This is a genomic window from Nocardioides sp. NPDC000445 (assembly GCF_040300245.1).
Lineage (GTDB): Bacteria > Actinomycetota > Actinomycetes > Propionibacteriales > Nocardioidaceae > Nocardioides.
In genome coordinates, this window is sequence record NZ_JBEPDH010000009.1 from 65,473 (window position 1) to 90,126 (window position 24,654).

Annotated in this window: 24 protein-coding genes; 15 read left to right on the forward strand and 9 right to left on the reverse strand. The window is 70.7% G+C overall.

Translation table 11 applies throughout. From position 1 onward, the window contains the following. Positions 1-7: 7 nt before the first annotated feature. Positions 8-1,657, forward strand: a complete 1,650-nt coding sequence (locus ABT304_RS13930) for a bifunctional 3-(3-hydroxy-phenyl)propionate/3-hydroxycinnamic acid hydroxylase (RefSeq protein WP_350715975.1) — start codon at positions 8-10, stop codon at positions 1,655-1,657. On the opposite strand, the gene ABT304_RS13935 is transcribed toward ABT304_RS13930, so the two are convergent. The 9 genes from ABT304_RS13935 to ABT304_RS13975 form a co-directional block, all read right to left on the reverse strand. Next, on the reverse strand, positions 1,649-2,551 hold the full coding sequence (locus tag ABT304_RS13935; protein WP_350715976.1) for an LLM class flavin-dependent oxidoreductase: 903 nt from the start codon (positions 2,549-2,551) through the stop codon (positions 1,649-1,651). The genes ABT304_RS13930 and ABT304_RS13935 overlap by 9 nt on opposite strands. Positions 2,552-2,563: 12 nt before the next feature. Next, positions 2,564-2,758, reverse strand: a complete 195-nt coding sequence (locus tag ABT304_RS13940; protein WP_350715978.1) for a ferredoxin — start codon at positions 2,756-2,758, stop codon at positions 2,564-2,566. Positions 2,759-2,763: 5 nt separating this feature from the next. Further along, complete coding sequence (locus ABT304_RS13945) at positions 2,764-4,320, reverse strand: class I adenylate-forming enzyme family protein (RefSeq protein ID WP_350715980.1); 1,557 nt, start codon at positions 4,318-4,320, stop codon at positions 2,764-2,766. After that, positions 4,317-5,468, reverse strand: a complete 1,152-nt coding sequence (locus ABT304_RS13950) for an acetyl-CoA acetyltransferase (protein ID WP_350715981.1) — start codon at positions 5,466-5,468, stop codon at positions 4,317-4,319. The genes ABT304_RS13945 and ABT304_RS13950 overlap by 4 nt, the downstream gene beginning before the upstream one ends. Further along, positions 5,465-6,493: an acyl-CoA dehydrogenase family protein gene (locus ABT304_RS13955; protein WP_350715983.1), complete on the reverse strand. Its 1,029-nt coding sequence runs from the start codon at positions 6,491-6,493 to the stop codon at positions 5,465-5,467. The genes ABT304_RS13950 and ABT304_RS13955 overlap by 4 nt, the downstream gene beginning before the upstream one ends. 24 nt (positions 6,494-6,517) lie before the next feature. Beyond that, positions 6,518-7,690: an acyl-CoA dehydrogenase family protein gene (locus tag ABT304_RS13960; protein ID WP_350715984.1), complete on the reverse strand. Its 1,173-nt coding sequence runs from the start codon at positions 7,688-7,690 to the stop codon at positions 6,518-6,520. 88 nt (positions 7,691-7,778) lie between these two features. Then, positions 7,779-8,534, reverse strand: a complete 756-nt coding sequence (locus ABT304_RS13965) for an aldolase/citrate lyase family protein (RefSeq protein WP_350715985.1) — start codon at positions 8,532-8,534, stop codon at positions 7,779-7,781. Beyond that, on the reverse strand, positions 8,531-9,358 hold the full coding sequence (gene hpaH, locus ABT304_RS13970; protein WP_343051618.1) for a 2-oxo-hept-4-ene-1,7-dioate hydratase: 828 nt from the start codon (positions 9,356-9,358) through the stop codon (positions 8,531-8,533). The genes ABT304_RS13965 and hpaH overlap by 4 nt, the downstream gene beginning before the upstream one ends. Then, the gene (locus tag ABT304_RS13975) at positions 9,355-10,269 is read right to left on the reverse strand and encodes an alpha/beta fold hydrolase (protein ID WP_350715987.1); all 915 of its coding nucleotides are present in this window, start codon (positions 10,267-10,269) and stop codon (positions 9,355-9,357) included. Before ABT304_RS13975 ends, hpaH begins: the two co-directional genes overlap by 4 nt. Before the next feature lie 250 nt (positions 10,270-10,519). Between ABT304_RS13975 and ABT304_RS13980 the strand changes: the two genes are divergently transcribed. The 14 genes from ABT304_RS13980 to ABT304_RS14045 are packed head-to-tail and all read left to right on the forward strand — an operon-like array spanning position 10,520 to position 24,573. Further along, the gene (locus ABT304_RS13980) at positions 10,520-10,804 is read left to right on the forward strand and encodes a hypothetical protein (protein ID WP_350715989.1); all 285 of its coding nucleotides are present in this window, start codon (positions 10,520-10,522) and stop codon (positions 10,802-10,804) included. Beyond that, the gene (locus tag ABT304_RS13985) at positions 10,801-11,958 is read left to right on the forward strand and encodes a thiolase family protein (RefSeq protein ID WP_350715991.1); all 1,158 of its coding nucleotides are present in this window, start codon (positions 10,801-10,803) and stop codon (positions 11,956-11,958) included. The genes ABT304_RS13980 and ABT304_RS13985 overlap by 4 nt, the downstream gene beginning before the upstream one ends. Continuing rightward, positions 11,955-12,398, forward strand: a complete 444-nt coding sequence (locus tag ABT304_RS13990; protein ID WP_350715993.1) for a Zn-ribbon domain-containing OB-fold protein — start codon at positions 11,955-11,957, stop codon at positions 12,396-12,398. Before ABT304_RS13985 ends, ABT304_RS13990 begins: the two co-directional genes overlap by 4 nt. Beyond that, positions 12,395-13,696 carry an aromatic ring-hydroxylating oxygenase subunit alpha gene (locus ABT304_RS13995; RefSeq protein ID WP_350715995.1) on the forward strand — a complete coding sequence of 434 codons (1,302 nt, stop codon included), beginning with the start codon at positions 12,395-12,397 and terminating at the stop codon, positions 13,694-13,696. The genes ABT304_RS13990 and ABT304_RS13995 overlap by 4 nt, the downstream gene beginning before the upstream one ends. Beyond that, positions 13,693-14,226, forward strand: a complete 534-nt coding sequence (locus ABT304_RS14000) for an aromatic-ring-hydroxylating dioxygenase subunit beta (protein WP_179658658.1) — start codon at positions 13,693-13,695, stop codon at positions 14,224-14,226. Before ABT304_RS13995 ends, ABT304_RS14000 begins: the two co-directional genes overlap by 4 nt. A gap of 30 nt (positions 14,227-14,256) precedes the next feature. Beyond that, complete coding sequence (locus tag ABT304_RS14005) at positions 14,257-15,810, forward strand: class I adenylate-forming enzyme family protein (RefSeq protein ID WP_350715997.1); 1,554 nt, start codon at positions 14,257-14,259, stop codon at positions 15,808-15,810. Beyond that, positions 15,807-17,420 carry a class I adenylate-forming enzyme family protein gene (locus ABT304_RS14010; protein WP_350715999.1) on the forward strand — a complete coding sequence of 538 codons (1,614 nt, stop codon included), beginning with the start codon at positions 15,807-15,809 and terminating at the stop codon, positions 17,418-17,420. Before ABT304_RS14005 ends, ABT304_RS14010 begins: the two co-directional genes overlap by 4 nt. Further along, on the forward strand, positions 17,417-18,199 hold the full coding sequence (locus ABT304_RS14015) for an enoyl-CoA hydratase/isomerase family protein (RefSeq protein ID WP_350716001.1): 783 nt from the start codon (positions 17,417-17,419) through the stop codon (positions 18,197-18,199). The genes ABT304_RS14010 and ABT304_RS14015 overlap by 4 nt, the downstream gene beginning before the upstream one ends. A 28-nt stretch (positions 18,200-18,227) precedes the next feature. Beyond that, complete coding sequence (locus tag ABT304_RS14020) at positions 18,228-19,715, forward strand: aldehyde dehydrogenase (RefSeq protein WP_350716003.1); 1,488 nt, start codon at positions 18,228-18,230, stop codon at positions 19,713-19,715. A 25-nt stretch (positions 19,716-19,740) separates the two neighbouring features. After that, on the forward strand, positions 19,741-20,946 hold the full coding sequence (locus tag ABT304_RS14025) for a thiolase family protein (RefSeq protein WP_350716005.1): 1,206 nt from the start codon (positions 19,741-19,743) through the stop codon (positions 20,944-20,946). Positions 20,947-20,951: 5 nt separating this feature from the next. Continuing rightward, positions 20,952-21,869 (forward strand): alpha/beta fold hydrolase, encoded by a 918-nt coding sequence (locus tag ABT304_RS14030; protein WP_350716006.1) that lies wholly within the window; start codon positions 20,952-20,954, stop codon positions 21,867-21,869. Positions 21,870-21,873: 4 nt separating this feature from the next. Continuing rightward, positions 21,874-22,458 carry a flavin reductase family protein gene (locus ABT304_RS14035; protein ID WP_179658652.1) on the forward strand — a complete coding sequence of 195 codons (585 nt, stop codon included), beginning with the start codon at positions 21,874-21,876 and terminating at the stop codon, positions 22,456-22,458. Then, positions 22,458-23,633, forward strand: a complete 1,176-nt coding sequence (locus ABT304_RS14040) for an acyl-CoA dehydrogenase family protein (RefSeq protein WP_350716008.1) — start codon at positions 22,458-22,460, stop codon at positions 23,631-23,633. Before ABT304_RS14035 ends, ABT304_RS14040 begins: the two co-directional genes overlap by 1 nt. 25 nt (positions 23,634-23,658) lie before the next feature. Further along, positions 23,659-24,573, forward strand: a complete 915-nt coding sequence (locus tag ABT304_RS14045) for an LLM class F420-dependent oxidoreductase (RefSeq protein WP_350716010.1) — start codon at positions 23,659-23,661, stop codon at positions 24,571-24,573. Positions 24,574-24,654 lie beyond the last annotated feature (81 nt).

Here is a 24,654-nt window from a genome sequence, read left to right on the forward strand (position 1 = left end):
GCGGCACATGGAAGCAAGCGCGGTGCAGACGATCGAGCGGGACGTCGTGATCGTCGGCGCCGGGCCGTCCGGCGCGACCCTCGCCAACCTGCTAGCCGGCCATGGCCTCTCGGTGCTGGTGATCGACCGCGAGCCGGATGTGAGCGACGAGCCGCGGGCGGTCGGGATCGATGACGAGGCGATCCGGACCCTGCAGTCGTTCGGGATGGCCGAGGCCGTGCTCGACACCGCGGTACGCAACGCGCCGATCCGCTACTTCGACTCGCGCAAGCGGATCGTGGCTCACGTCGCTCCCAGCGCCCGGCCCTACGGGTGGCCGCGCCGCAACCTGTTCTTCCAGCCGACGCTCGAGACCCTGCTGCGGCGCGGCCTCGAGGCGTACGACAACGTGGAGCTGCGGACTGGCTGTACCGCCCTCGAGCTGCGGCAGGACGCCGACGGCGTCACGGTCGTCGCCGCCGAGGGCGGTGAGCGGTTCGCGGCACGTGCCCGGTACGTCGTCGGCGCCGACGGCGGGAAGAGCTTCGTCCGGCAGGCCACCTCGGTGGCCCTGCGCGGCGAGACCGCGCCGATGAAGTGGCTGGTGGTCGACGTCGAGGAGGACACCTGGGACGCTCCGTACTCCGCCGTCTACACATCCCCCGAGCGGCCCTCCATGACGATCCCGCTGCCCTTCGGCCACCGCCGTTTCGAGTTCGAGATCCTCGACGGCGAGGACCCGGAGTCGATGGCGGAGGAGGAGGCCGTGGAGCGGCTGATGAAGCCGTTCTACCCGGACTCGCCCGTGCCCCGGATCCTGCGGCGACGGGTCTACTGGCACCACTCGCGTACGGCCGAGACGTTTCAGGCCGGCCGGGTCTTCCTTGTCGGGGACGCGGCCCACCTCCAGCCGCCGTTCTTCGGCCAGGGCATGAACTCCGGCATCCGTGACGTCACGAACCTGGCCTGGAAGCTCGGCTTCGTGCTCACGGGCAGGGCGGGCGCCGGGCTGCTCGCGTCGTACGACGCCGAGCGTCGTGAGGCGGCGCGGGAGATGGTGGACTTCGCGACCGGCATCGGACGCCTCTACCACCCGCGCAGCCGGGTGACGGAGGCGGTGCGCAACGCCTTCTTCCGCGGCGCTCAGCGACTGCCCGGGGCCAGGGACTACATCCTGCAGATGAAGCACAAGCCGGTGCCACGCTACCGCGACGGGTTCGTGGTCACGGCGCCCCGCAGCGACAAGGGCTCGCTCGTGGGTCGCGCGTTGCCGCAGCCCATGGTGCAGCGGCTGGATGGCGCTCGGGTGCGGCTCGACGACGTCCTGGGGAGCCGGCTCGCGCTGGTCGGTCTGGTGCCGGGTGTCGCCGAGGCGCTCGAGCCTCGGCTCGCCGCCCGGTTACGCGCCCACGGTGGCGCGGTCGTGCAGGGACACGTGCCGCCGGCCTATCGGCGGGCGGGGCAGCTCGACCCGGAGACAAGGAGCGGCTCGGCGCCCGGTGGGACGGACGTGATCGACGTGTACGACTTCGACGGCGGGCTCCGCGACCTCCATCTCGCGCGGCCGGATGACGAGGTCTACGTCGTACGGCCCGACCGCTACGTCGCCGCCGCCTGCTCGCTCGGCGAGCTCGACGACGTCCTCGGCCGGTTGCTCGGCCTGCTCGGGTCAGGATGACCGCTCACGGAGCGTGGAGATGACCTCGGTTCCGAAGCGGCGCAGGGTGTCTGGCGAGCCGAAGTCGTCGAAGCGTACGACGGCGAGCTCGACGCCACGGGCCCGCTCGGTCTCGAAGAGGGAGATGAGCTCGGCGGGGGTGCCGACGAGCGGCTGGCCCCACGCGGCGACCGGCATCCGGCGGGCGATCCGTGCGGCGACAGCGTCACGGTCGGCCTCGTCGTGGACCAGGCCGACCGCGTACTGGGCTGAGATCCGGGCCGTTCCGCGCAGCGGCGCGAGCTCGTCGAGGCGGTCGCGGGCGCTGCCCACGCAGTTCCACCAGTCGGCGTACGCCCGGACCAGCGGCATCGTGAGCTGCTTTCCACCACCGCCGATGTGGACGGGGATGCGGGGCTGGACCGGGCGGGGGAGGCCGTACGCGCCGGCGAGCGTGAAGTGCTTGCCTGCGAAGTCGAAGGGATCCCCTGCGAACATCAGGTCGAGGATCTGCAAGGTCTCGGCCAGTGCCTCGGAGCGCTCTCGGCGTGAGCCGGGCTCGAAGCCGAAGGCGGTCAGCTCGGACTCGACCGAGCCCCAGCCCAGGCCGAGCTCGAGCCGGCCGCCGCTGACCCGGTCGAACGTGGCCGCCATCTTCGCCAGCAGCGAAGGGTGCCGGAACGGCGCGCAGCCGACCAGGTGGCCGAGCCGCAGGGTGGAGGTGGAGGTGGCCAGGGCGGTGAGCAGGGTCCAGCTCTCCAGGGTGTCGCAGGGTGGGGCGCCGGGGGCGAGCAGGTGGTCCATCACCCAGAACGAGTCGAAACCGTACGCCTCCGCGGCCTGCGCCGCGGAGATCATGGTGGCGACGTCGGTCTTGAGCTGAGGCTGGAAGAGGCCGAAGCCGAGACCCGTCACGACGTCAGTCCGTCAGTCCGTCAGGACGTCGATGGCGGCCATCGGGCAGCTGGCGGCGCCGCGCTCCGCAGCCTCCTCGGCGCCGGCGGGCACCTCGAAGTCCGCGCGAGCGGCGAAGCCGTCGTCGTCGATCAGATACAGGTCGGCAGCCTGGAGGTTGCACTGCCCCTGACCGTCGCACTGGTCGATGTCGATGTGGATGCGCAAGGCTCTCACTCCTTCTTGGTGGGACGGGGGCCCGCGGGGTGGGCCTGGAGATGGGCGCGCAGCCGGACGCGGTCGGTCTTCTGCATCGCGGTCGTGGGGAGCTCGTCGAGGAGCACGAGCCGGTCCGGTGCCTTGTAGTCGGCCAGTCGCGCCTTGCTCCACACCCGCAGGTCGTCGAGCGTCGGCGGGGTGGCGGGGTCGGCAGGGACGACGAAGGCGACCCCGGTCTCGCCGATCACGGGGGTCGGCTCGCCGACGACCGCCACCTGGCGTACCCGGGGGTGGTCGGCAAGGACGTTCTCGACCTCGAGCGGGTAGACGTTGAACCCGCCGCGGATGTAGAGGTCGCCGGTGCGCCCGACCAGCTGCAGGTTGCCCTCGGGGGTGAACCGGCCGAGGTCGCCGCTGATCAGATAGCCGTCCTCGTCGAAGGTGGCGGCGGTCAGCTCCGGCTCTCGCCAGTAGCCGCGCATGACGCAGTCGCTGAGCACACGGACCCGGCCGACCTCCCCGACGGGCACGCTGTGTCCGGCCTCGTCGGTGACCCGGACCGCGACCCCGGCCTGGGGCCGGCCGACGGTGCGGAACAGCACCCCGGGTGGGTCGCCGGGCTCGGTGCCGCAGATCGTCGGCGACTCCGTCATCGCGTAGCGCACCACCAGCGGTACGCCGATCCGGGCCGCGGTGCGCTCGACCAGCTCGGGCGGCGCCGGCGCGGTCGCGACGATGCCGACGCGCAGGTGGGGGAGGGTCTCCCGGCTCACGCCGGGCTGGTCGAGGAGCTTGGCCCACTGCGTGGGTACGCCGCCACCGACCGTGATCCGCTCGGCGCGGAGCACGTCAAACATCCGCGCGGCGGACCAGGGAACAGGGGAGGCGACCAGGGTGATGCCCCAGACGAGCTGGTCCCAGAGCTTGGCCATGTAGCCGGCGTGCGCGAACGGGGTCGCGGTCAGCCGCCGGTCGTACGGTGCGCTCATCACCCCCGCCGCGCGGGCGAAGGCGGCCATGTTGTCGCCGTCGAACCAGGCGCCCTTCGGCAGCCCCGTGGTGCCGCTGGTGAAGATGATCGCGACCGGGTCCTGGCGGGTGACCTTGACGTCAGGGACGTACGCCGCAGCATCCGCCCCCGGCAGCGCCGATCGGGCCAGGACCTCGATGCCGTCCGGCACCGGCGGCAGCCGGGCCGCCTCGTCGCGGACCACGAGCGCGGGCGTGGCCCTGGTCAGGATGGCGGTGACCTCGCGCGGCCCGAGCCGGGGGTTGAGGCCGGTGGTGATCGCGCCGATCATGGCCGCCGCGGCGTAGCAGACGGCGTAGTCGATCCCGGCGGGGAGCATCAGGGCGACCACATCGCCCTTGCCGACGCCGCGGGCATCGAATGCGGCGGCGACGGCGCGTGCCCGAGCCGCCCAGGACGCGAAGCTCATCCGCGAGCCGTCGGGCTCGACGTACGCGTCCTGCTCGCCGTAAGCCTTCGCAGCGGCCTCCAGCAGCGACCGGGTGCTGGCGAACTCCGCGACCTCCAGCGGCGCCGTGCTCCGGGTCGGGGCCGTGGTCATGGCCGCTCGGAGCCGAGCAGCACGGTGCCGCTGGAGCAGAACCAGCCGCCTGTGCCGCTGACGCACGCGATCTTGGCGTCGGGGACCTGCCGTGGCCCGGACTGGCCGCGCAGCTGGCGGACGGCCTCGACGATCAGGAAGAGCCCGCGCTGACCGGGGTGGCAGGCGGAGAGGCCGCCGCCGTCGGTGTTGGTCGGCAGGCTGCCGCCGAGGCGGAGGTTGCCCTTCTCCACGAACGCGCCGCCCTCGCCCTTCTCGCAGAAACCGAGGTCCTCCATGGTCAGCAGGAGCATGTAGGTGAACGCGTCGTAGATCTCGGCGACGTCGACGTCGGCCGGGGTCAGGCCGGCCCGCTGGAAGGCGAGGGGCCCGGTGACCGAGGCGGGTCCGACGGTCATGTCCTCCCACTGGGAGGTCAGCATGTGCGACGTCGCCTCGCCCGCCCCCAGGAACCAGACCGGGTTCGAGCGCAGGTCGGCGACCCGGTCCTCGGCGACGAGCACGGCCGCGGCGCCGCCGTCGGAGCGGATGCAGCAGTGCAGCTTGGTGAACGGGTCGGCGATCATCGGACCGGAGAGCACGTCCTCGACCGTGATCGGGTCGCGGTACATCGCCTCGGGGTTGTCCTGGGCGTTGAACCGGGCCGAGACGGCGACCTCGGCGAGCTGCTCGATCGTGGTGCCGTACTCGTGCATGTGGCGACGGGCCGCCATCGCGTACTTGGAGATCAGGGTGTGCCCGTACGGCGCCTCCCACTGCAGCGGTCCGCGCGAGCCCCAGTTGATGTTGGCGGTGCGCAGCCCCTTGCGCAGGTCGGCGCGCGCCGTGGAGCCGTACGTCAGCAGCACCACGTCGGCGTGACCGGCCGCGATCGCGTCGGCCGCGTGGGCGAGCATGACCTCCCAGGAGGCGCCGCCGACCGAGGTCGAGTCGATCCAGCGTGGCCGGATGCCGAGGTACTCCGCGACGTCGGTCGGGGGCAGCGTGCCCTGGCTGGTCGAGCCGAGCCCGTCGACCTGGTCGGGGCGCAGCCCGGCCTCGGCCAGGGCCCGGCGGCTGGCCTGCCCCATCAGCTCGTAGGGGTTCTTGTCATCCACTCGGCCGACGTCGGACAGCGCGACACCGGCGATGGCGACTCTGCGGTTCACTGGGGTGCTCCCTGCTCGAGAAGGTCGGCGAGGACGTGCGTCGGCTCGCCGAACAGATGGCTGATGACGTGGGCACGCTTGAGGAACAGATGCGCATCGTGCTCGTAGGTGTAGCCCATGCCGCCATGCACCTGGATCGCCGCAGCGGCGTTCTCGATGGCCGCCCTGGCGGCGACCGTCTTGGCGGCCAGGGCCTGGAAGAGCGCGTCGGGGCGTCCGGTCTGGACGCAGACGGCGGCGAAGAGGGTCTGCGACATGGCCGCGTCGGACGCCACCGCCATGTCCGCACAGGCGTGCTTGATCGCCTGGTGCACACCGATCGGGCGGCCGAACTGCACGCGCAGCTTCGCGTGCTCGGTGGCCATCGTGGTGACCGCGGAGGCGAGCCCCGACAGCCCGGCAGCGGTCAGCACGACCGCCCGCAGCCAGATCGGGTCGTCCTCGCTCGGCAGCCAGTGGCGCACGGGTGCCGCGGCCGCGTTCGCGGTGGCCAGCCGGATGCCCGGATCGGAGGGGATCAGCTCCTCGATCTCGCCGAGTTCGCCGGTCTCGACGATCGCGGCGCCCTGTTCGGTGACGAGCAGGACCTGGCCGACGCCGACGCAGTCGATGAGGTCGAAGGTGCCCTTGATGCCCTCGGGTCCGATCTCGCCGTCTCCGCGGAGCTCGGCGAGCCCGACCATCGCAGAGCCGTCGGCGATCCGCGTGGCGAGCTCCGTGTCGCCGCACCCGGCCGCGACCCGGGCGGCGAGCGTGGAGGCCAGGAACGGTCCGGGCGCCAGATGCTCCGCGAGGGCGGCGAAGAGGAGCGCCTCGTCATCGAGGCCGAGGCCGGAGCCGCGGTGCTCCTCGGCGAGGCCGAGGGTGAGCAGGCCCATCTCGGCGCCCTCGCGCCAGGCCGCGGCGTCGACTGCGGACGGCTGCCCGTCGCGTGTCCGGATGGCCTCGATCGGCATCCGCGACTCCAGGAAGTCGGTGGCCGCGGCGATGAGCTCGCGCTGGTCTTGTGAGGGGAGGAGGTCCATGTCAGCTCTCTTTCCTAATGCCGCTCATCGCGGCAGACCGAGGACGCGCTCCCCGATGATGTTGCGCTGGATCTCGGAGGTGCCTCCGCCGATGGACTGCGAGAAGGAGTAGAAGTAGTTGCCCACCCAGCCGTGCTGGTCCCACCGCGACGTGCCGCGCAGCGCGTCGGCCCCGACGATGTCCATCGCCAGCGCGGCGATCTCCTTGCACAGGTCGGCGTAGTAGAGCTTCAGCATCGAGCCGCGCGGACCTGGGGTGTCGGCCTTCATGGTGTGGCAGATGCCGACGTACGTCATCGCGCGCAGCGACGCGACCGAGGCGCGTGCCCGGGCCAGTCGGCGGGCGATCTCGTCGTCGGCGATCGCCGGCCGGCGCCCGTCCGGTCCGGTGTGGTCGCGGGAGAAGTCGATGAGGTCCTCGACCACCTTCGCGAGCCTGACCTGGTTGGCGGTGAACGCGGTGCCGCGCTCGAAGGAGAGCGTCGACATGGCCACGCTCCACCCGTCGTCGACGTCGCCGACGACGTTGGTCAGCGGGATGCGTACGTCGTCGTAGAAGACCTCGCAGAACTCCGCGCCGCCCTCCATCGTCCTGATCGGGCGGACCTCGATCCCGGGGGTGTGCATGTCGCAGATGACCCAGGTGATGCCCTGGTGCTTCGACCCGGTGCTGTCGGTGCGTACGAGCAGCTCCTGGTAGTCCGCGCAGGCCGCCGAGCTGGTCCAGATCTTCTGTCCGTTGACGACCAGGTGGTCGTTGTCGACGACCGCCTTCGTTCGCAGCGCGGCCAGGTCGGAGCCGGCCTCGGGCTCGGAGAAGCCCTGGCACCAGATCACCTCGCCCTTGAGGATGCGGGGGAGGTGGAAGGACTTCTGCTCCTCGTTGCCGCGCAGCATCAGGGTCGGTCCGGCGTGGCTGAGCCCGACGAAGCAGGCGTCGATGCCGGGGAAGCCCTGGGCGGCGTACTCCTCGTACCAGATCAGCTGCTGGAGCAGGGTGAGCCCGCCACCGCCGTACTCGGTGGGCCAGGCGATGCCCGCCCAGCCGCCTTCCCACTGCGTACGCTGCCAGGCGAGGTCGTACTCGCGTATTCCGGCGTCGTCGCGAGGTCGGGGCTCGCGGGGCTTGTTCTCGGTGAGCCAGGTGCGCACCCGTTCACGGAACTCCACCTGTTCTTTCGTGAAGTCCAAATCCATCGGCAGACCTTCCAGGCAACGGACCCTCTCGGTCCGGGAGACATAGGAACACTCTAGGTGACATTAGCGTCAGATAACAGTCCTGGGGTCAAAGAGATCCATACTGCTTCGCCAGTCCTTCGGCGCCGCGGGCCAGCAGGGTGACGTCAGCTCCGACGAGGACGAAGCGGGCGCCGGCGGCCAGGTAGCGACGGGCGATCGTCTCGTTGAACGCGTTGACCCCAGCAGCCTTGCCTGAGGCGGCAATCGTCGCGATCGTGCGCTCGATCGTGGCGACGACATCGGGATGCTCGGGCTGGCCGAGGCGGCCGAGGGACGCGGCCAGGTCGGCGGGTCCGATGAAGACCCCGTCGATCCCTTCGACGTCGAGGATCTGGGGCAGGGCGTCGAGACCGGCGGCCGACTCCACCTGGACGGTGACGCTCAATGTGGTGGACGCGGTCGTCAGATAGTCGGAGATCCGGTTCCACTGCGAGGCTCGTGCGAGCGCGCTGCCGACCCCGCGGATACCCTCGGGTGGATAGCGCGTGGCCGCGACCACGGCCCTGGCCTCGTCGGCCGACTCGATCATCGGCACGATCAGGTTGGTCACCCCGAGGTCGAGGAGCTGCTTGATGGCGACCGGGTCGAAGACGGCCGGGCGCACCAGCACCTCGACCGGGTAGGCGGCCACCGCCTGGAGCTGGGCCAGCGTCGAGCGTAGGTCGTTGGGAACGTGCTCCTGGTCGAGCATCAGCCAGTCCAGGCCCGACCCGGCGCAGATCTCCGCGGTGTAGGCGCTTCCCGACGCGATCCACATCCCGGCCTGGGGTCGCTCGCCGAGTCGTTCGAGCCAGCGGTTCATGACAGCTCCTCACGGGCGAAGGCGCACGAGACGGTGCCGAGCGGGCCGTAGTCGGCAACGAACGTGTCGCCCGGCAGGGCGAAGACCGGCTTGGTGAACGAGCCGGCGAGGATCACCTCGCCCGCCTGCAGCGACACCCCGTGGGGCGCGAGCCGATTGGCCAGCCAGGCGACGCCGTTGGCGGGGTGGTTGAGCACCGCGGCGGCGACGCCCGACTCCTCGATGGAGGCGTTGCGCAGCAGCAGGGCGGAGACCCAGCGCAGGTCGACGTCGTGCGGGCGTACGACCCGGCCACCGAGCACGATGCCCGCATCGGCTGCGTTGTCGGCGATGGTGTCGACGATGGTACGCAGGTGGCCCGTCTCCGGATCGCTCATCTGCACCCGGGCGTCGAGGATCTCCAGTGCCGGGGTGACGTACTCGCTGGCGCGCAGCACGTCGTAGAGCGTGACGCCGGGACCGGTCAGGTCCGCACCGAGCACGAAGGCCAGCTCGACCTCGACCCGCGGCTGGATGAACCGGCCGGCCGGGACCGTGCCGCCGTCGTCGAAGAACATGTCGTCGAAGATGGCCCCGTAGTCGGGCTCGTCGATGGAGACCGCCCGCTGCATGACCTTCGAGGTCAGCCCGATCTTGCGGCCCCGAACGGCCCGGCCGTCGGCGACCTTCAGGTCGACGAGCGCGCGCTGCACGGCGTACGCGTCCTCGATCGTCATCTCGGGGAAGTCCAGCGAGAGCTGGCGGATCGGCTTGCGAGCCTGTTCGGCCTCGTAGAGCCGCTGCGCGCACTCGGCGATGGTCTCGGGAAGCATCGGGGCGCTCACTTGGACAGGAAGGCGATCGCGGCCGGGTTGAACGTGGCCGGGTCCTCGAAGTGCGGCCAGTGGGCCACGCCGGGCATCTCGAGCACGTCGGAATCGGGGATGAGCCGAGAGACGGTGCGCGCCGTGCTCATGTATTCGCTGTGGTCCTTGCCCGCCGCGACGACGAGCGTCGGGGCCTGGATCGTCTTCCACGCCTCCTCGGGGATGAGGTTGCGATCGCGAGCCTCGGCGTCCTGCAGGATCAGCAGCCGGTCGATGGTCTCGCGGGTGTCGTCGCGGCGGTAGATCGCCTGGCGCAGCGCGATCAGGTCGGGGAGGCGGTTGGCCTCCTCGGCGATCAGATGGGCGAAGACCTTGTGGATCGAGTCCCAGGTCGGGTTCTGCACCGCGGCGGTGCGCTCGGCCCGGATCCGGGCCATGTTGGAGGCCGTGGCGATCAGCCCGGCCGGCGACATCAGGATCATCCGGTCCACTCGCTCCGGGTGGGATACGGCGGTGGCCGCGCAGACCCATGCGCCCAGCGACATTCCGATGAAGTGTGCCTTCTCGATGCCGAAGTGGTCGAGCACGCCGAGGGCCTGGCGGACGTAGACCGGGATCTCGTAGTCGTAGTCGGGCTTCTCGGAGAAGCCGTTGCCGACCATGTCGACGGCGATGCAGTGGAAGTGCTCGGAGAGCGCGGACAGGTTGGGCGCGAACGTCTCCCAGTGGCCGCCGGTGCCGTGCAGCATGATCACCGCCGGCAGGTCGGGGGAGCCCGCCTCGGCGTACCGGGTGCGGACGCCGCCGATCTCGACGAAGCCCTGCCGGAAGTCGAGCTCACGCAGGAATCCCCAGATGCTGCGGTGGTCCGCGGGCTGATCGGTGGCGGTCTGCGTGGTCGTAGCGGTGCTCAACGTGGTCTCGCTCATCGGTGAACCTTCCGGTATCGGGTGCGTCACGGCCTGTGGCGCGAGTCTCAATCTGACGACTCCGTCTTAATAGTACGTCTGAGTCGTAGTCTGCCGTCGCTCCGCCTGTTTGGCCAGTCTTTGGCGGGCATTGGGGCCTCGTCTCGGTCTGTCTCCAATGCTTCACAGGGGCTTGTTTCTGACAGTCGTATGCGATAAAACATGAGAGCCATCGATCCAATGAGTTCCAGTGAGTAGGTCAGCAGACGCAATGACGCAGGAAGAGCGCATCCGCCCGGTCATCCGGCAGGAGCTGGCGACGCTGGCCAACGAGTTCGCCGTCGTCCGCGTCTCGCTGGACACCACGGGCAATGGCCCGCGTCTGCTCGTCGAGGACGTCGAGACGGGCGAGCAGATCTTCCTCTCCCCGCTCGAGCTCGCCTGCCTGACCCAGGCCACCCCGGACGACCGGGTGGAGTGGATGCGCGTCGGCGCCTACCGTGACGAGCGCCCCCCGCGTCCTGAACCCACCGGCGAACCCGAAGGCGTGCAGTGACCTCCGCCGATGTGGCCCTGGTCGGGCTCGGCATGACCGAGATGTCGCTGACCCCCGGGCGTACGCCGCAGGGGCTCGCCCGCGAGGCCGTCGGCCTGGCGCTCGCCGACGCCGGGCTGACCCGCGCCGACGTCGACGGGCTGCTGGTCGGCACCTCCCAGGGCGTGCGCCCCGACCGGCTCGGCGTCACCTTCGCCGCCCAGGGCGGCTTCGGCGACCTGCGCCTGCTCGAGCACGTCGAGATCAAGGGCGCCACGACCATCGCGATGATCCAGCGCGCCGCCCTGGCCATCGCGACCGGGGCGGCGAGCACCGTCGTCTGCGTCTTCGCCGACGCGCCGCTGGTGGCGGGCAAGGGCGCCGGCTCGACCTACGCCCACAGCGGCGGCCAGTCCGGCGTACGCGGCCTGGAACGTGCCTCCGGCGTGCTCGGCTCGGTGCCGACGTACGCCCTGCTCGCCCAGCGCTGGATGCACGTCAGCGGCGGCACCCCTGAGGACCTGTGCGCCGTCGCGGTGACCACCCGCGCCTGGGCGCTCGGCAATCCCGCTGCCGTGGTGCGCAAGCCGCTCGACGCCGAGGGCTACCTCGCCGCGCCGATGATCGCCGACCCGCTGCGCCGGCTCGACTGCGCCCGCCCGGTCAACGGCGCGGTCGCGGTCGTGGTCACCGGCGACCCCGGTCTCGGCAACCCGATCCGGGTGAACGTACGCGGCACCGGCCGCGCGCACCCCGTACGCCACCGCCGAGCGGGCCGAGAGTCCTGGTTCGGCGGCGGTCGCCGGGCGGTCGACGATGCGCTCGACGCCGCCCGGATGACTCGCGGCGACCTCGACGTCGCTGAGCTCTACGACCCGTTCTCCGTGGTCACCCTGATGCTGCTGGAGGAGTACGCGCTCACCGGAGGCGTGCCCGCCGGCAAGTTCGTCGCGTCCGGCGAGACCAGTCGCGGGGGAGCGCTGCCCACCAACACCGGCGGCGGCCAGCTCTCCGGCTTCTACCTCCAGGGCATGACTCCGCTGGCCGAGGCGCTGGTCCAGCTCCGCGGCGAGGGCGGAGAGCGCCAGGTCGACGGCGCCGCCACCGCCCTGGTCGGCGGCATCGGCGGTCGCATCGACCATCACGCGGCCCTCATCCTGGAACGTGCGGCATGACGACCGACTGGCTCCTGAGCGAGACCCTCGCCCCGCAGGTCGAGGGCGACCTGCTCGCCCCGCTCTACGAGGCGGCCGCGCACGGCGTACTCGCCCTGCCGTTCTGCGGCGAGTGCAGCACACCGCTCGACCTCGACCAGCAGGTCTGTGACGGCTGCGGTGCCGACGAGATCGCCTGGCGGCCGGTCGAGCCGGCCGGGACGGTCCACTCCGCGACCCGCGTCCACCGCCGCGAGCCGGGGCTGGTGGTCGCCGAGGAGCCCTACCCGGTGCTCGACGTCGAGCTCTCCAGCGGACACCGGCTGATCATGACGACCCGCACCGCACCGCCGGGTCTCCCACGTATCGGCGACCCGGTCGCCGTCGTCTTCCGCGAGCTGGGTGGGGTCTCCATCCCAGCAGCACTCACCACCCCATCCACATCGGAGGTCACCCCATGACCACAACGGACCCAGAGGTCCCGACCAGCGGGGCGTTCGACGTCTCGACGATCGTCAAGAACCATCGTGTGCACGGGTCGGTCTACACCTCCCCGGAGATCTTTCACCGGGAGATGGAGACGATCTTCCGCACCGGGTGGGTCTACGTCGCCCACGAGAGCGAGGTGGCGGAGGAGGGCGACTACCTGACTCGCCGGATCGGCCGCGACCCGGTGGTCGTCTCGCACGGCAAGGACGGCGTGATCCGGGTCCTGCTCAACCGCTGCAGCCACCGGGCCAACCGGCTGTGCAACGCCGAGTCGGGCAACGCGACCTCCTTCCGCTGCCCCTACCACGGCTGGACCTTCAGCAACGACGGCTCCCTGATGGCGGTGCCGATGCGCGGCGGCTACGGCGAGGAGTTCGCCAAGGTGCGCGAGCAGCTCGGCATGGCCGAGGCCCCCCGGGTCGACAGCTACGGCGGCTTCGTCTTCGCCTCGCTGGCTTCCGAGGGCATCTCGCTCAAGGAGCACCTGGGCGCCGCGATGGGCGCGATCGACCGGGTTCTCGACCTCTCGCCCACCGGCAAGATCGACCTCAGCCGGGGCTGGATGAAGCACCACCACCACGCCAACTGGAAGATGGTCGTGGAGAACAACGTCGACGGCTACCACGCGCTGTTCACCCACGCCTCGGTCTACGACGCGATCCGCCCCGCGAAGGTCTCCCACGTCCCGGCGAAGGTCAAGACGGTCGTCCGTGACCTCGGCGGCGGCCACTCCGAGATCGACTACTCCGCGGAGTACCGCAAGCTCGACGAGGAGTTCGTCTGGTACGGCCGGATCCCGCGCGCCAAGCTCCCCGAGTACGTCGAGGCGCTGGAGGCGGCCCACGGTCCGGAGAAGGCTCACGACGCTCTCGTCGTCGGCCCCGCGCACACCCTGATCTGGCCCAACCTGTTCCTCGCCGAGATGAACGTCATGTACGTCGAGCCGATCGCCACCGACGAGACGATCGCCTACACCGCCGCCGTCGTCATCCCGGGCCAGGAGAAGCTCAACCAGCGCACCATGCGCCGATCGGAGGGCGCGATGGGCCCGGCCGGCTTCCTCATCGCCGACGACGGCGAGATCGGCATGCGCAACCAGGCGGGCCTGGCCGCCCGCAACCCGGAGTGGCTCGAGCTCTCCCGGGGGCTCGAGACCGACGTCACGGACGAGACCGGGATCGTCAACAGCGACAAGAGCGCCGAGACCCCGCAACGCGGCTTCTACCGCCAGTGGGCCAGCGTCGTAGGACAGGAGATCCCCGCGTCATGACGATGATCGCAGCTCAGGACCAGCCCGCGTACCCGCGGAATCAGGTGGCCGCCCCCGGGCCGCTGCCGGCACCCGATGCCGACGTCGCCGCATACCTCTTCTATGAGGCCCGGCTCGCCGACGAGGGCCGCTACTCCGAGTGGGAGGAACTCTGGGAGGACGACGCCCTCTACTGGGTGCCGATGCACCCCGACGACGACCCGAAGATGAAGCTCTCCTACATCTATGACAACCGCAATCGGATCAAGAGCCGCGTCGCCCAGCTCAACACCGGCAACCGGCACTCCCAGACGCCGCCCTCGGTGATGCGGCGGCTGCTCAGCAACATGGAGGTCCTCGACGCCGACGAGTCCACCGTCACCGTCGCCTCCAACTTCGCCCTCTTCGAATACCGCTACGAGCAGCGGGTCTGGGCCGGTCGGGTCGTCCACAAGGTCAGGCGTACGCCGGAGGGCCTGCGCCTGGTCAACAAGACGGTCCACCTGGTCAGCGCCGGTGGTCCCGTCAACACCCTGGCCTTCCTGATCTGACCAGCCGGTCAACCCCGTACGAACCAGAATGTGAGGCAGCCCGTGCTGATCGGTCAGATCTCGACCAACAATGCCCGCCGCGTCCCGGACAAGGATGCGATCGTCGTGGACGGTCGCACGCTCTCGTGGGCCGATGTCGACGAGCGCGCCCGGCGCTTGGCCAACCACCTGGCCGGGGCCGGCCTCGGCAAGGGCGACCGGGTCCTGGTGATCGCCCGCAACACCGTCGAGTGGCCCGAGATCGTCTTCGCGCTCGCGAAGGCCGGGTTCATCGCGGTTCCGGTCAACATCCGGCTGGCGGCCGACGAGCTGGCCTACGCCCGCGACGACTCCGGCGCGCGGGGTGCGGTCATCCACACCGACCAGGTGGAGCGGTTCGGTGAGGAGCTGAAGAATCTCGACGTCGTGCTCGAGATCGGCGGCGCCGGCGTCGGCACCGACTACGAGTCGGCCCTGGCCGCCTCGACGGCGACCGACCCGACGCCGGCCGATCTGGTGCCGGACGACCCGCAGTTCATCCTCTACACCAGCGGCACGACCGGCCGGCCCAAGGGCGTGGTCAACACCCACCGCGGGATGCTCGCCCAGGTCGTCGACACCTCGATCGTGACCGAGGCGAACCGCGCGGACGTCTACCTCGCCACGACGCCGTTCTTCACCGCCGGCGGGATGGTGCGCACGCTCTCGTGGACCTATCTGGGTCAGACGATGGTGATCCACCAACGCTTCGACCCGCAGGCCGTCATCGACGAGATCGAGCGCAGCGGGATCACCTTCACGACCTTCATCCCGACGATGCTGCAGCGCACCCTGCGCATCCTGGAGGAGGGCCCGGCCCGCGACATGTCCAGCCTGCGCCGGATCAGCTACGGCTCGGCGCCGGTGCCACCGGGGCTGGCCGAGAAGGCGATGCGGCTGCTCGGCTGTGACCTGCAGCAGCGCTACGGACTGACCGAGTGCGGGGGCCAGGCGACGATCCTCACCCCGCAGGACCATCGCGACATGGTCGCCGGCAAGAACTCGATCCTGACCGCCTGCGGCCAGGAGACGCCGATGTGCTCGATCCGGATCGTCGACCAGGACGGCAACGAACTGCCCACCGGCGAGATCGGCGAGATCGTGATCGTCAGCGACGCCTCCGCGGTCGGCTACTGGAACCTGCCCGAGGCCAGCGCGAAGACGTTCCGGCCCGAGGGGCTGTGGTCGGGCGACCTCGGCTTCCTCGACGAGGAGCGCTACCTGCACGTCACCGGACGCAAGACCGACATGATCATCTCCGGCGGCTTCAACGTCTACCCGGGCGAGATCGAGCGAGTCATCGGCCAGCACCCGGCCATCGACCTGGTCGCGGTCGTCGGCGTCCAGGACCCGGAGTGGGGCGAGACCCCGGTCGCGGTCATGGTGCCGCGCGGCGAGATCGACACCGAGGAGCTCGGCACCGAGATCCAGACGCTGTGCCGCGAGAAGCTGGCCGGCTACAAGCAGCCGCGGCGCTTCGAGTTCCGCACCGAGCTCCCGCTCGGCCCGGCAGGCAAGATCCTCAAGCGCGAGATCGCCGCCGAGCTCAGCGCGGTGGGACGATGACCATGCCCGACAACCTCACCCAGGCGCTGTCCGAGAGCCCGGCGGGCCTCTCCAGCACGACCATCTGGCAGCTCACCCAGGACCGGGCCGAGCTCACCCCCGACGCCGAGTTCGCCGTCGACGAGCATGGCCGACACGTGACCTTCGCGGCGTTCCGAGACCTGGCCGCGGAGCTCGCGGCGGGCATGATCGAGCGGGGCATACGCCGCGGCGACGTCGTCTCCTGGCAGCTCCCGACCAGCGTGGAGTCGATGGCGCTCTCGGTCGCGCTCACTCGGATCGGGGCGGTGCAGAACCCGATCATCCCGATGCTGCGAGCGACCGAGGTCGAGTTCATCACCCGCCAGGTGGACGCCCGGCTGCTGATCGTGCCGAGCAGCTACCGCGGCTTCGACCACGCCGCCATGGCGAAGCAGGTGCAGGCGCGTGTCGACGGCCTCGACGTGCTCGTCGTCGACGACGGCGAGTGGCCGGTCGGCGACCCCGGGAGCATCCCCGAGCCGCGTACCGACCCCGACGCGGTCGGCTGGATCTTCTACACCTCCGGGTCGACCGCCGCCCCGAAGGGCGTCAAGCACAGCGACGCCGGGCTGATCGCCGCGGCGCGTACGTTCGTGGTCAACCTGGAGCTCACCGCGGCCGACCGGCTCGCGGAGTTCGTCCCCGTCGCCCACGTCGGCGGCATCGCGCACATGCTCGATGCGCTGCTGGTGGGCCACGCGCTGATCATGAGCGCGGTCTTCGACCCGGTGGCCTGCGCCGACCTGCTGATCGAGCACGAGGCCACCCTGATCGGTTCGGGGCTGCCCTTCACCAACGCCTACCTGCAGCTGTCGGCCGAGCGCGGGGTCGCGCCGCTCTTCCCGCGCTCTCGGGCGACCCTCGGCGGCGGCTCCGGTCGCCCGCCGGGGCTGAGCGCGGCGACGGCCGAGCGCCTCGGCGGCGTCGGCATCATCTCCGGCTACGGCATGACCGAGTGCCCCTACATCACCTGGGGCACCCCGCACGACACCGCCGAGCAGCACGCGGTCTACGAGGGCATCCCGTCCGGTGGCGGCGAGGTGCGCATCGTCGGGCCCGACGGCGAGGTGCTCGGGGTCGGTGAGACCGGCGAGATCCGGGTACGCGGCCCGCAGCTCTTCCGCGGCTATGTCGATCCTGCTCTCGACGACGGCGCGCTGGACGAGGACGGGTTCTTCCGCACCGGCGACCTCGGCCACCTCGACGCCGACGGCCGCCTCGGCGTCACCGGGCGGCTCAAGGACGTCATCATCCGCAAGATGGAGAACATCTCGGCCCAGGAGGTCGAGGCCGTGCTGGTCGGCGACCCGGCCATCGCCGACGTCGTCGTGATCGGGCTCCCGGACGAGGTCTCGGGGGAGCGGGTGTGCGCGGTCGTGGTGCCGCAAGACCCGGCCGCGCCCCCGACGCTGGAGTCGGTGCGGGCCCACCTGCGCACGACGACCCTCAACGTACGCAAGTTCCCCGAGCAGATCGAGCTGGTCGACACGCTGGCCCGCAACTCGCTCGGCAAGATCGTCAAGTCGGACCTGCGACAGCGCTTCCTCGCTGCCGAGGGGCTCGACCCGAAGACATCGGAGAAGTCATGACGGATCCTCGCTTCAAGACCATCGAGTACGACGTGACCGACCACGTCGCCACGATCACCCTCGACCGTCCCGAGCGGCTCAACAGCTTCAACCAGACGATGACCGAGGAGATCGCGCAGGTGTGGGCCGAGGTCCGCGACGACGACGACATCCGCGTCGCCGTGCTGCAGGCGAACGGCGAGCGGGCCTTCTGCACCGGCATCGACGTGGAGGAGGGCGCGTGGTGGGCCCACCTGAGCCCGTGGAACCAGGAGGACCCGGGGATGTCGCTGGGCCCTCGCCACCACCGGGTGTGGAAACCGGTCATCTCTGCCGTGCACGGCATGGCGGCGGGCGGCGCGATGTACTTCCTCAACCAGTCCGACATCGTGATCTGCTCCGAGGACGCGACCTTCTTCGACCCGCACGCGAACGCCGGCATCGTCTCCTCGCTCGAGCCGATCGGCATGCTCGCCCGCGGCGTGAACCTCGGTGAGGTGTTGCGGTGGGCGCTGCTGGGCAGCGACGAGCGGATGACCGCGGCGACCGCGCTGCGGGCCGGGATCGTCAGCGAGGTCGTCCCGTCTGACGAGCTGCGCGAACGCGCCCAGCAGCTCGCCGGCGAGATCGCCGGCCGCCGCCCCGAAGGGATCCAGGGCACCGTACGCGCGATCTGGGAGTCGCTGGAGATGGTGCCGGCCACCGCGCTCCGCAACGGCCTGTCCTACACGCAGATCGGCAACGCCGGTAGCGGGCGCAGCGACTCCCGTACCAACAAGCGCCCGCCGCGCTTCCGCTGACCACCCGAGCTCGACGAGGAGACCTCTGATGACCACCGAGACCGAGACCGTGCCGGCGTTCAGCCTGCTGATCGGCGGGACCGAGACGCCTGCGAGCAAGGGGCGGACGTACGAGAGCATCGACCCGTACACCGGTCAGCCGTGGGCGGTCGTGCCCGACGGTGACACGACGGACGTCGACCGGGCGGTCGCTGCGGCGCGCGACGCGCTCAACGGGCCGTGGGGCCGGCTCAGCGCCACCGAGCGTGGCCGCCTGCTCCACCGCCTGGCCGACGTGATCGAACGTGAGGCCGACCAGCTCGCCGACTACGAGGTACGCGACGGCGGCAAGCTGCTGCGTGAGATGTCGGGCCAGATGCGTGGCCTGCCCGACTACTACCGCTACTTCGCCGGGATGGCCGACAAGCTGGAGGGGACGGTGATCCCGACCGGTAAGTCCAACTACCTCGTCTACACCACCCACGAGCCGGTCGGCGTGGTCGGCGCGATCACGCCGTGGAACTCGCCGCTCCTGCTGCTCACCTGGAAGCTCGCCGCCGGGCTGGCCGCAGGCTGTACGTTCGTGGTCAAGCCCAGCGACCACACCCCTGTCTCGACCCTGGCCTTCGCCCGGCTCTTCGAGGAAGCAGGGTTCCCGCCGGGCGTCATCAACGTCGTCACCGGATGGGGACCGGAGACGGGGGCGGCACTGGCTGCGCACCCCGGCGTCGACAAGATCGCCTTCACCGGATCCACTGGCACCGGCATCAAGGTCGGTCAGGCCGCGATCAGCAACATGACCCGCTTCACTCTCGAGCTCGGCGGCAAGTCGGCACAAGTCGTCTTCCCCGACGCCGACCTGGACGCGGCCGCCAACGGTGTCATCTCCGGCATCTTCGCGGCCACCGGCCAGACCTGCCTGGCCGGCTCGCGCCTGCTCGTGCACGAGGACGTCGCCGAGGAGCTGGTGGCCAAGGTCGTCGCCCGCGCCTCGAGGATCGTGCTGGGCGACCCGCGCGACCCGGCCACCGAGATGGGCCCGGTCTCCAACGCACCTCAGTACGAGAAGGTGCTCTCCCACTTCGCCGCCGCGCGTGAGGAGGGTGCGACCATCGCGTACGGTGCCGAGCCGGCGGGCGAGCTCGGGGGCTACTTCGTACGCCCGACCGTTCTCACCGACGTCACCCCGCACATGCGTGCGGTCGCCGAGGAGATCTTCGGGCCGGTCCTGGCCGTCTCCACCTTCCATGACGAGGACGAGGCGATCGCCGCTGCCAACGGCACCGACTTCGGCCTGGCCGGCTCGGTGTGGACCAACGACGTCCACCGCGCCCACCGGGTCGCCGCCCGGCTGCGCGCCGGCACGGTCTGGGTCAACGCCTACCGCGCGGTGGCACCCAGCGTCCCCTTCGGCGGCATGGGAGCCAGCGGCGTCGGGCGCGAGAACGGCCTGGAGGCCGTCAAGGACTTCACCGAGACCAAAGCCGTCTGGATCGAGCTCAGCGGGGAGACCCGCGACCCGTTCACCCTCGGCTGACCCACCACCACGAAGGACCATCACCATGTCAGAGAAGATCGAAGCCGTCATCGTCGCTGGTGCTCGCACAGCGATCGGCACCGCCTTCAAGGGCACCCTGCGCGACACCACCGCCATGGAATTGGCCGAGGTCGTCCTCCGCGAGGTGCAGGAGCGCTCGGGCCTCGACGTCGCCGACGTCGACGACATCATCCTCGCCGAGTCGAACTACGGCGGCGGTGACATCGCCCGGCACGCCGCGGTCGTCACCGGCATGACCCAGGTGCCTGGGCAGGCGATCAACCGGCACTGCGCGGGCGGCCTGACCGCGATCGGCAACGCCGCGGCCCAGATCCGCTCCGGAGCCGAGCGCGCGATCATCGCCGGTGGCACCCAGTCGACCTCCACCTCGCCGTTGCAGCAGTTCCGTACGCCCGGCACGCTCGACCAGTTCACCGAACGGTGGATGCCGCCCACGCACCCGGACACGCCCGAGGCCCCCAACATGGACATGTCGATCTCGGTCGGCTGGAACACCGCCAAGGAGGTCGGCCTGACCCGAGAGGAGATGGACGCCTGGGCGTTCCGCTCCCACCAGCGTGCCGTCGCGGCCATCGACGCAGGTGCGTTCAAGGACGAGATCGTGCCGGTCCAGGCCCGCCAGGCCGATGGCACCACCGTCACCTTCGACACCGACGAGCACCCGCGCCGCGGCACCACTCTGGAGAAGCTGGCCTCGCTCAACCCGCTCCACCCCGAGATCGAGGACTTCTCCATCACCGCCGGCAACGCCAGCGGCATGAACGACGCAGCCGCTGCGGTCATGGTGGTCTCCAGCGAGCTCGCCGCCGAGAGGGATCTGGAGGCGCTCGCCGTCGTCCGGGCCTGGGCCGCCACCGCGACCGAACCGGCCCGAATGGGCCTCGCGCCGCTCGACGTCATCCCGAAGGTCCTGGACCGGGCGGGTCTGGCCATCGCCGACATCGACCTGTGGGAGATCAACGAGGCGTTCGCGTCCGTACCGGTCGCGGCCTGCAAGAAGCTCGGCATCGACGAGGAGCGTGTCAACACCGCCGGCAGCGGCTGCAGCCTCGGTCACCCGGTCGCGGCCTCGGGCACCCGCATGGTCATCACCCTGATCAACGAGCTCCGCCGCCGCGGCGGCGGTCTGGCCGTGGCCGCCATGTGCGCGGGCGGCGGTCAGGCAGGAGCGGTCGTCATCGAGGTGCCCGCGCCCGCCGAAGGCAGGTGAGCGCCGTGGACGCGACGGTCGAGGCAGAGCGAGTCAGCCTTCCGGGGGCCGGGCTCCGGCTCGCGGCGGATCGCTGGGCCACCCGTGAGGCGGGGCCGGACCCCAAGGGCGTCGTCGTGCTGCTGCACGGCGGCGGGCAGACCCGGCATTCGTGGCGTCGTACGGGGGAGCGGCTGGCCGTCGACGGCTGGGTGGCGTACTCGGTCGACCTGCGCGGCCACGGGGACAGCGACTGGTCCGCGGACGGCGACTACGGCATGGAGGTCATGATCGCCGACCTGCGCGAGCTCGTCGCCCACATCCGGAGAGTCGAGCCGCAGGTTCCGTTGACGCTGGTGGGCGCGTCCCTCGGCGGCAAGGTCTCCCTGATCGCGGTCGGTGAGGATCCCGCGCTCGCCGAGGCGCTGGTGCTGGTCGACATCGCCGTCCGGGTCGAGCGGAAGGGCGCGGGCCGGGTCAAGGCCTTCATGCAGGGCGCGCCCGAGGGGTTCGGCTCGCTCGAGGAGGCGGCTGCGGCAGTCTCCGCCTACAACCCGCACCGGAGTCGCACCGGAAGCCTCGACGGGCTGCGGAAGAACCTCCGGCTGCGCGACGGCCGCTGGCACTGGCACTGGGACCCGGCGATGATGCGCCTGGACCGGCCCGCCGACGAGGACGTCGACTCCGCGATGAGCGAGGCGATCTACGCCCGCTCGCGGGCCGCATCCCGGCAGATCCGGCAGCCCGTGCTCCTGGTGCGCGGCGTCCAGTCCGACGTGATCTCGGACGCCGGCGTGGCCGAGATGCGCGAGCTGATCGGGCACATCAGCGTCGTCGACGTACGCGAGGCCGGGCACATGGTCGCCGGCGACGACAACGACATCTTCACCGCCAACCTCCTCACCTACCTCGATGAGGCCCTCCAACCATCCGCGAAGGAATGAGCACATGAGCATCGACACCGACGCCGCCAACAAGGTGCTGGGCGGGCTGCGGCCGTTCCCGGTCGCGGTCACGACCATCGACGGCGGCTTCGCCAACGGGCTGATGTCACTCTCGGCGGGTGCCGCCAGCATCGTCCCCGAGGCACCCCGGGCGACGATCAGCCTGACCAAGTACAACCTGACCCACGACCTGGTGGTGAACTCCGGCATCTTCGTGATGCACCTGCTCAGCGCCGAGGACGACCAGATCGAGGAGTCGCTCGAGATCCTGATGACGCTCGGCGGCAGCTCGGGCCGCGACGGCGACAAGCTGGGCAAGCTGCGTACCAAGACCGGGGTGACCGGCGCTCCGGTGCTGCTCGGTGCGCACAGCTACGTCGAGGCGAAGGTGGTCGGCACCCTCGACGTGCAGGAGAGCTCGATCTTCGTCGGTGACGTGGTCGCCGCGGAGATCCTCAACCCCGGCCACCGGCTCCAGATCGGCGAGGCGTGGGGGAAGCTGCCGAAGGAGTGGATCGAGCAGTACGAGACCAACCACGGCCCACAGCTCGACAACGCCCGCACGCGCCGTTTCGCCGAGGACGGCTGATGTCGACGGTGACCGAGCTGGGCCACACCGGCGCCTGGGAGCTGCCCGAGGAGCTGGTTGCTCTGCGCGACACTGTCCGTCGATTCATGAAGGCCGAGGTGCAGCCGCTGGAGTCGACCCTCCCGCACGACACAGCCGGCCTGCCCCGCGACCTGTTGGTCGACCTGCAGGCGAAGGCTCGCAAGATCGGTCTCTGGTCTCTGCAGACCCCCGAGGAGCACGGCGGAGCGGGGCTGAGCCTGCTGGGCCAGGTGGTCGTCGCCGAGGAGGCCGCCAAGTGCCGGATGGGCGCGTTCTTCCCGGCCCTGGGCGCCTTCGGCGGCAACCCGCCGATCGTCATGTACGGGGCCACGAAGGAGCAGTTCGCGCGCTTCGCGCAGCCGATCCTCGACGGCACCGCCACCAAGGCGTACACCGCGATCAGCGAGCCCGGCGGCGGCTCCGACCCGGCCCGGGCGATCCAGCTCAAGGCGGTGCGGGACGGTGACGCGTACGTCCTCAACGGGTCGAAGATGTGGACCAGCCATGCCGACGGCGCCGACTGGGGCGTCGTCTACGCGCGCACCGGCGAGGGCCGCGGCGGCATCTCCTGCTTCATCGTCGAGAAGGACACCCCCGGCCTGAGCATCCGACGGATCGAGGTGATGGCCTCATTCGCACCGTACGAGCTCCACTTCGACGACGTCCGGATCCCGGTGGAGAACCTGATCGGCGAGGAGGGCAAGGGCTTCGCCCAGGCCAGCTCGACGCTGGTCAACGGCCGGATCCTGTACGCCGCCGGCCCGATCGGCATCGCCCAGGAGGCCCTCGACCTGGCCTGCGCCTGGGCCAAGGACCGCGACGTGTTCGGCGGCAAGCTCGCCGACAAGCAGGGCATCCAGTGGATGCTCGTCGACTGCGAGGTCGAGCTGCGCGCCGCGCGGCTGCTCACCTACCAGGCGGCCTGGAACGCCGACCTCGGCAAGGACGTACGCGTCGACGCCTCGGTCGCCAAGATGTACGGCACCGAGGCGGCCTACCGGATCCTCGACCGCTGCATCCAGATCCACGGCGCGCTCGGCCTCGCCGAGGAGCTGCCGCTGGAGCGGTGGTTCCGCGACCTGCGGGTCAAGCGGCTCGGCGAGGGGGCCACCGAGGTCCAGCGCGTCGTCATCGCCCGCGACCTGCTGCGCTGACCCTGGCAACACGACACGAGCGGAGATGGCTGTGAAGACGAACCTGATGTTCCCGATGCGGGCGGTGAAGCGCTTCCCGGAGTGGATCGGCGAGGGCAGCCTCGGTGAGCTGGCCCGTTTCGTGGAGGACGCCGGCTTCGACGGCTTCTCCGTCAGCGAGCACCCCTACCCCGACAAGGCGTGGCTGGCCAACGGCGGGCATCACGCCTTCGACCCGTTCGTCGCGCTCTCCATCGCCGCCGAGGCGACTCGGCGGCTCGAGCTGATCACGTACGTCATGGTCGCCGGCTACCGCAGCCCCTATCTCGCGGCGAAGTCGGCCGCCAGCCTCGACCTGCTCTCCGGCGGCAGACTCACCCTCGGTCTGGCGGCGGGCTACCTGGAGACCGAGTTCGCGGCCCTGGGCGCCGACTTCAAGCGGCGCGGAAAGCTTCTCGACGAGGGTATCGCCGCGATGCGCGCCACTTGGTCGGGGAAGGAGCACGACGGGCCCGAGTTCGGCATCGCCGGGCACGAGTCCCTGCCGTTGCCCGCCCAGCCGGGTGGCCCGCCGATCTGGATCGGGGGCAACAGCAAGGCCGCCCGCCGCCGCGTCGTGGAACTGGCCGACGGCTGGCTGCCGATGGCGCAGTCGGCGCAGACGGCGGCGATCACCCGAACCCCGCCGCTGGAGGACCTCACCACCCTGCGGGCGCTGATCGACGAGCAGAACAAGCGTCGCGCCGACCTCGGCCGAGGGCCGATGGAGGTGAGCTTCGTGCCGTTCGAGAAGGGCCTGCTGCGTACCGGCGCCGCGGAGTTCGCCGCCGCCGTCGCCCCCCGGCTCGAGGAGTATGCCGAGGCCGGGGTCACCTGGCTGACGATAGAGCCGGACAGCCGGTCCTACGCCGATTTCAGGCGCGACGTCGCGGTCATGAGCGAACACCTGCTCCGCTGTTGACGGCCAAAAACTGACACCCGTGACCACATAGCCCGATGCGTCGACCACGCCTCGGGCCATGTGGTCGTACTGTCTTTTTGG

Bases quoted from the DNA above. Each gene is read 5' to 3' on its own strand.
- ABT304_RS13930 (WP_350715975.1), top strand. From the start codon at position 8: ATGGAAGCAAGCGCGGTGCAGACGATCGAGCGGGACGTCGTGATCGTC.
- ABT304_RS13945 (WP_350715980.1), bottom strand. From the start codon at position 4,320: ATGACCACGGCCCCGACCCGGAGCACGGCGCCGCTGGAGGTCGCGGAG.
- ABT304_RS13955 (WP_350715983.1), bottom strand. From the start codon at position 6,493: ATGGACCTCCTCCCCTCACAAGACCAGCGCGAGCTCATCGCCGCGGCC.
- ABT304_RS13960 (WP_350715984.1), bottom strand. From the start codon at position 7,690: ATGGATTTGGACTTCACGAAAGAACAGGTGGAGTTCCGTGAACGGGTG.
- ABT304_RS13965 (WP_350715985.1), bottom strand. From the start codon at position 8,534: ATGAACCGCTGGCTCGAACGACTCGGCGAGCGACCCCAGGCCGGGATG.
- ABT304_RS13975 (WP_350715987.1), bottom strand. From the start codon at position 10,269: ATGAGCGAGACCACGTTGAGCACCGCTACGACCACGCAGACCGCCACC.
- ABT304_RS13980 (WP_350715989.1), top strand. From the start codon at position 10,520: ATGACGCAGGAAGAGCGCATCCGCCCGGTCATCCGGCAGGAGCTGGCG.
- ABT304_RS13990 (WP_350715993.1), top strand. From the start codon at position 11,955: ATGACGACCGACTGGCTCCTGAGCGAGACCCTCGCCCCGCAGGTCGAG.
- ABT304_RS13995 (WP_350715995.1), top strand. From the start codon at position 12,395: ATGACCACAACGGACCCAGAGGTCCCGACCAGCGGGGCGTTCGACGTC.
- ABT304_RS14000 (WP_179658658.1), top strand. From the start codon at position 13,693: ATGACGATGATCGCAGCTCAGGACCAGCCCGCGTACCCGCGGAATCAG.
- ABT304_RS14010 (WP_350715999.1), top strand. From the start codon at position 15,807: ATGACCATGCCCGACAACCTCACCCAGGCGCTGTCCGAGAGCCCGGCG.
- ABT304_RS14015 (WP_350716001.1), top strand. From the start codon at position 17,417: ATGACGGATCCTCGCTTCAAGACCATCGAGTACGACGTGACCGACCAC.
- ABT304_RS14020 (WP_350716003.1), top strand. From the start codon at position 18,228: ATGACCACCGAGACCGAGACCGTGCCGGCGTTCAGCCTGCTGATCGGC.
- ABT304_RS14025 (WP_350716005.1), top strand. From the start codon at position 19,741: ATGTCAGAGAAGATCGAAGCCGTCATCGTCGCTGGTGCTCGCACAGCG.
- ABT304_RS14035 (WP_179658652.1), top strand. From the start codon at position 21,874: ATGAGCATCGACACCGACGCCGCCAACAAGGTGCTGGGCGGGCTGCGG.
- ABT304_RS14040 (WP_350716008.1), top strand. From the start codon at position 22,458: ATGTCGACGGTGACCGAGCTGGGCCACACCGGCGCCTGGGAGCTGCCC.
- ABT304_RS14045 (WP_350716010.1), top strand. From the start codon at position 23,659: ATGGCTGTGAAGACGAACCTGATGTTCCCGATGCGGGCGGTGAAGCGC.